This window comes from Siminovitchia jepli (assembly GCF_047228825.1).
GTDB lineage: Bacteria > Bacillota > Bacilli > Bacillales > Bacillaceae_C > Siminovitchia.
This window is the reverse complement of the sequence record NZ_JBFEGN010000139.1, coordinates 1-5,988: the sequence shown is the minus strand read 5'-3', so window position 1 is coordinate 5,988 and position 5,988 is coordinate 1. Positions and strand designations below refer to the sequence as shown.

At 37.9% G+C, this 5,988-nt stretch carries 6 protein-coding genes; all 6 read right to left on the bottom strand.

Features of this window, described 5'->3' with window-relative positions; all coding sequences use genetic code 11:
* Nucleotides 1-492 precede the first annotated feature (492 nt).
* The 6 genes from AB1L08_RS21295 to AB1L08_RS21270 all read right to left on the bottom strand — a co-directional run bounded on the left by AB1L08_RS21295 (nucleotide 493) and on the right by AB1L08_RS21270 (nucleotide 5,900).
* On the bottom strand, nucleotides 493-1,251 hold the full coding sequence (locus AB1L08_RS21295; RefSeq protein ID WP_413066616.1) for an SDR family oxidoreductase: 759 nt from the start codon (nucleotides 1,249-1,251) through the stop codon (nucleotides 493-495).
* Nucleotides 1,252-1,264: 13 nt separating this feature from the next.
* Nucleotides 1,265-1,972 (bottom strand): ABC transporter ATP-binding protein, encoded by a 708-nt coding sequence (locus AB1L08_RS21290; protein WP_413066615.1) that lies wholly within the window; start codon nucleotides 1,970-1,972, stop codon nucleotides 1,265-1,267.
* Nucleotides 1,959-2,693: an ABC transporter ATP-binding protein gene (locus AB1L08_RS21285; RefSeq protein ID WP_413066614.1), complete on the bottom strand. Its 735-nt coding sequence runs from the start codon at nucleotides 2,691-2,693 to the stop codon at nucleotides 1,959-1,961. The genes AB1L08_RS21290 and AB1L08_RS21285 overlap by 14 nt, the downstream gene beginning before the upstream one ends.
* On the bottom strand, nucleotides 2,671-3,669 hold the full coding sequence (locus AB1L08_RS21280; protein WP_413066613.1) for a branched-chain amino acid ABC transporter permease: 999 nt from the start codon (nucleotides 3,667-3,669) through the stop codon (nucleotides 2,671-2,673). The genes AB1L08_RS21285 and AB1L08_RS21280 overlap by 23 nt, the downstream gene beginning before the upstream one ends.
* Entirely contained in the window at nucleotides 3,666-4,547 is an 882-nt protein-coding gene (locus AB1L08_RS21275; protein ID WP_413066612.1) for a branched-chain amino acid ABC transporter permease, read from the bottom strand. Before AB1L08_RS21275 ends, AB1L08_RS21280 begins: the two co-directional genes overlap by 4 nt.
* A gap of 81 nt (nucleotides 4,548-4,628) precedes the next feature.
* Complete coding sequence (locus AB1L08_RS21270; RefSeq protein WP_413066611.1) at nucleotides 4,629-5,900, bottom strand: ABC transporter substrate-binding protein; 1,272 nt, start codon at nucleotides 5,898-5,900, stop codon at nucleotides 4,629-4,631.
* Nucleotides 5,901-5,988: the final 88 nt, after the last annotated feature.

Below are 5,988 nucleotides of genomic sequence, written 5' to 3'. Positions count from 1 at the left end.
TCCGTTACGCCCTGAATATCGACAACGTCCCTTCAAGCCCCACTCTTCGCCAACGGCTGGACCAGGCTGCCTTGGCGAACGATTGAAAGAGATCTTGCTGGAAGAGTCAGTAAACCTCATCCGGCGTTTAAATATATCCATTTAGCCTGTCTATGCGAACGATACGCCATATGTCCCTTTGGATATGGATGACAATATGAAAGTTTGCTTCGAGAACAAAGTGGGCTTATCATCAAGCGAAACCCGTGAAAAGAACCCTATGATGATATGCTCCCCCTTTTATTCCCGTATTCCAATGGGGGAGCATCATAATACGCCCAAAGTTAATGGAGAAATTCGTTTCGAGATTTTTTAACCATACATCTCAATCCTTCCAAGTGGGAATTCAGCCTAAGTGCTGACGGATTTTAGTTTTTAATATCCAGCATTTTGGAAAGCCATTTCTATAACTCTACACTTTCATTTTGCCTAACCTAGCAATCAGCTATATTTTTAATATGCTGTCCATCCACCATCTACAAATAGGGTCTGTCCGGTTATATAATTTGATAAATCAGAGGAGAGAAACAAAACAGCACCCACCAGATCCTTTGGTTCTCCAGTTCGATTGGTTGGAATTCTTGATAATATTTCTTTTTTCCGTTTTTCATCTTTAAAAATAGATTCTGTTAAAGTTGTTTCATAATAACCCGGCGCTACTGCATTTACTTGAATATAAGGGGCCCATTCGACCGCCATGGATTTTGTAATTTGAACAACAGCACCCTTTGAAGCTCCATAAGGCCCCATATTCGGCAATCCCAAAACAGAGGAAAGTGAGCCAATATGAATGATTTTCCCCTTTTTTTCTTTAAGCATTTTCTTAGCAGCATACTGTGATAAAAAATAAGGTGCTTTTAGATTGGCATTCAACACTTTATCCCATTCTTCAAAAGTAGTGTTTAAAATGGGATTTCTTAAATTAATTCCTGCTAGATTGATGAGTATATCAATTTTATCTTTCTCTGAAAAATGATTGCAAACCTTTTTAATGCCGTTGTCATTAGATAAATCAGCTTGCAGCCATTTGATACGATCAGAAAAAGGTTGTGCGGTTTTTTTAAGTTTCTCAAATTTGTTTTGATTCGTCCCAATTACGGTTAACGCCCCGCCTCTTTTCAATAGTTCAAGGCTAATTTCCTTTCCTAAATCTCCAGTACCACCACTAATAACTATCTGTTTATTTACAAAATCAAAGTCATTAAATTCCATTCTTCTCAACCCTCTATATGCCAAGATATGATTTTTTCAAGTCCTCATTTGTCATGATTACTGATGGGTCACCCTCTATAGCTATTTTCCCATTCTCCATTACATAGACATAATCGGCAATTTCAAGAGATAAATGAACGTTTTGCTCAACCAGCAAAACGGTAGTTCCCATTTCTTCATTTATTACTTTTACGGTTTTAAGCATGGTTTGTGTTAGTAAAGGAGATAGCCCAAGAGATAATTCATCAATCATTAATATTTCGGGTTCTGCCATAAGAGCACGGCCAATCGCAACCATCTGCTGCTGACCTCCACTAAGAGTACCCGCATGCTGATTCATTTTAGCTTTAAGGTCCGGAAATATTTCCAATACATTTAGCAAATTTTTTTGCATGTTATGTCTGGATCGCTTTGAAAAGGCTCCTAACTCTAAGTTTTCCCTTACAGATAAAAAAGGAAAAAGCTTTCTTCCCTCTGGTACTTGAATGATCCCTGATTCTACTATTATATTGGAATCAAGTGTATCGATCCTTTGATCTTTAAAATATATTTCACCATTCCAAGGAGGAATAACTCCCGATATGACGTTAATTGTTGTACTCTTTCCTGCCGCATTTGCGCCTATTAAAGCTATTAATTTACCTGAATTAACAGTTAAATTCACATCCCATAAGACTTGAACTTCACCGTAGCCGGCCTGCAAGTTGTTAATTTGCAACATTGGCATCTCCTCCAAAATATGCTTTTATAACGAACGGATCATTGGTGACCTTTTCCGGAGTTCCCTCGGCTATTAACTCACCATGATGCAAGACAATTAGGCGGTCCGCCAAATTCATCATTGCTGACATAACATGTTCGATCATAATAATCGTTACTCCTGAATCTTTGATTTTCCGAATGATCGGCAGTGAATCCTGTATTTCAGCAGGATTTAATCCGGCAAGCACCTCATCCAACAATAACAATGAAGGTTTGGTGGACAAAGCCCGCGCTAATTCAAGCCTCTTTTTTTCAGCAAGAGTCAAATGAGATGCAAGAATATCGTCTTTATGTTCCAAACCCACTTTATTTAAAATATCAATTGCGTGTCTCTCCACTTCTTCCTTCTTATGGTAATGTAAAAAACCCCCAATCATAACATTCTGTAAAACTGATATCTGGGCAAAGGGTTTTACTACCTGGAAGGTTCTTGCTATTCCCTTGTTACATACTTCATTTGGTTTTTTAATATTGGAGATATCTTCACCTTTAAATACGATAGATCCTTTTGTAGGGATTAAATTGCGGGTGATTAAATTAAACAGCGTTGTTTTGCCTGCTCCATTTGGTCCGATGACTCCTAGTATTTCATTCTCATTTACATCAAAAGTGACATCATTTACAGCGGTTAATCCCCTAAATTCTTTTGTCAAATGTTTAACTTTTAGTAGGTGACCCATCAACGCTCCCCCCAGCATGAGAAATTTTTATTTTTTTTGTTCTTTTCTTTTCAAAAAACGCAATAATGCCTTTAGGTTGAAGCATGACTACAATAATTAAAACCAGACCATAAATAATCCCGCTAATACCCGGAATGGAGGCTCCCAGGGAGCTTGTGAGATATTGATTAATAGGGACAATTAAAAGACAACCAAGAAATGGGCCCCATACCGTTCCCAAGCCGCCAATTATGGCAAACACCACAATACTGACTGACAATGAGAAATCGAAAGCAGTGGAAGGATTAATGAACATATTATAGTGGGCATAGAATACACCTCCCAAAGCTGTAAGAGAACTGCTTAATAGGAAGGAAATCATTTTATATTTTAAAGTTGGCACTCCCAGAGTTTCAGCTGCCTCTTCATCTTCTCTTATAGCTGTAAACATATATCCCATTTTAGAATTCTTAATCCAAATACTGATCAATAAAGCTATAATAAAAAAGATTAAGATAATATAATAATAAGGTTTAGAACTTGCAAAGGTCATATTTGCCACAGACTCATTATATTCCATAAATATACCGACACTTCCCCCAGTCAGATCTTTGAAGTAGACCGCCAAAAGGTACATAATTTGCCCTATTGCCAATGTTGCCAATGAAAAGAAAGGACCTTTTAATCTAAATGTGGGAAAACCTACTATCAGGGCAAAGATGGCACTAATCAAGATTGCCGGAATGATGTTTAACCAAGGAGACATTCCATGGTTAGCATATAAAATGGTGGTGGTAAAAGCTCCAATCCCAAAAAACACAGTATGACCAAAGGATAGCTGACCAGCAAATCCCCCCAGGATATTCCATGCTGTAGAAAGTAAAGCGTATAGGTAAATCCAGATGATAATATTTAAATAAAAATCGTTATTTATAACCAAAGGCAATAAAAATGCAATAACTAACAAAGAGGCATTTCGAAGTTGAATGGGTTTCATTTAAGGCCCACCTCCTCTGAGTTTTTACCAAGCCCCAATATTCCAGAAGGTTTTATTAATAAAATTAAAAGGAATAGAATAAAATAGGCAACTTCACTAAGTGCAGGTTCGTAAAGGCCAACCAAGGATTGTAATATTCCAATAATAATTCCGCCCAAAAATGCACCAAGAATGCTCCCCATGCCACCCAGTACCACGATTACAAAAGACAGTAGGACAAACGATGTTCCCACGCTTGGATAAACCGAGTACATGGGGATTAGCAGCCCTCCTGCAAAGCCCACTAGAGCCGAGCCTATTCCAAAAGCAATGATATACATCTTCTTCACAGAAATCCCCATTAACATCGAGGCAGTATAATTTTGGGCTAGAGCGCGAATGGCTTTACCAGTAAATGTAAATGACAAAAACGCCCACAGTAGAATAGATAAAATAATTGAACTAAAAAATGCAAGTAGCTCAGGCATTCCAATCGTCAATCCCATAAAACCAACAGTACTGTTTTGCATTGGAGTTTGTATGGAATAATAATTGGCACTAAAAATCATTAATGCTACATTTTGCAAAATGATGGATATTCCTAAAGTTAATAGAATTTTAATATTTGCAGATGATGTTTGAATCGGCTGGACTAAAAAACGCTGAATGCTCACCCCAAACACAAACATAATTAACGCAACTAAGATCGATGAAATATATGGATTAATACCCCCAAATTGAAACATCAAATAAGCCATGTACATGCTGATCATTAAAAACTCACCATGAGCAAAATTGATGATTCTGATCGTTCCCAGGATTAATGTTAGACCCATAGCGATCAATGAATAAATTCCTCCCAACAAAATCCCATTCAATATGGTTTGAAGGACATACATATGCTAAACCACTCCTTTGTAAAACAATTGGAGGGATGGAGGAATTCCTTCATCCCTATGATGTTATGACGATCTTGTGTCTTACTGCCTTTCTGCAGAAGCAGCCTCTTTAGGCCACACAGTCACTTGTTCTTGGTTCTGATATTGCGTGGCAAATGGCAAACACAGTGTGTTTTGTCCATTCTCATCAAACTTGACTCCCCATCCGGTTGAAGTTGTTCCGTTCTCAATTTCTGTTTTCAGGGCTGCTTCACGAATTTTATCAGCATCGAGTGAATTTGCTTTCTCTAAAATTGAAAAAGTAACCTCTGCACCGTAGTAATTTGTTAAAGAGTGTCCGGATAACGGACTCTCACCATATTTTTCCTCATACTTTTCCATGTATTCTTTTAGGCCGGGAGTAACTTCAGGATTAACATTATACTGGGTGAAATCGATGTTATATATACCGTTTACAGCATCTCCGACAGACTCTTTCAAATTTGGAAGCGAATACCCTCCGCCTTGTCCAATAAATGCTTCTGGTTTAAAGCCAAGCTTGTCCATGGTTCTTACAACAAGTATTGAATCATCAATATACGATACACCAATCACTACATCTGGTTTCGCTTTTTTCAAGGAAAGAATTTGTGAGTCTACAGATTTCACTGTGCCCATATTATAAGAAACGACATCCACCACATTGACCCCTTCATTTTCAGCCAATTTCATAAAGTCATCTTTAATGGATGTCCCCCAGTTGCTGTCTTCATGAATAAAAGCTACCTTAATATCAGAAATTTCTTTGTTCCATTCTGCTGCCAAGTGTTTTATAAAATTCATATCACTTTCCGCATACATATAAGATGGAGGATTCGTTCTAAAAAGGTATTTGCGCCCTTGTTCCGTTATCTCATCCGAAACAGAACCAAGCTCAAAATATGGAATTTTCGCCCTGTCAGTGACCTGTGAAGCAATTGGAACAAGTGTACTTTCAAATGAGCCCACAACAACATTTACCTTTTCTTGCTGCACCAATTTTTGTGCCGATGCCATTGCTTCGTTAGAACTTGGCGTATCCACCGGAATCAGTTCTACTTTCTTTCCATTAATGCCACCGCTTTCATTCAAAGCATCTACTGCTACTTCAACCCCCCGGAGACTTTCCTTTCCAAGCAAAGATAATGGGCCCGACAATGGATAAATCGCTCCAATTTTAATAGAACCAGAATTTTTATCCGCCTTGGACTCCTCTCCGTTAGAGGATGAGTTTTGTGACCCACAGGCCGTCAAAAATATCAAAGATAGAATTAATAAAACAGATATAAACCTTATCTTTTTCATTTTTATAATCATTCCTTTCGCTACGCTCAAGGCACAACACCGCATGAAAATGAAGCGTTATGCCTTTTATCTTTCGTTTTAAAGTAGTAATCTATTTTTGAAGGAGCCTGTATACACT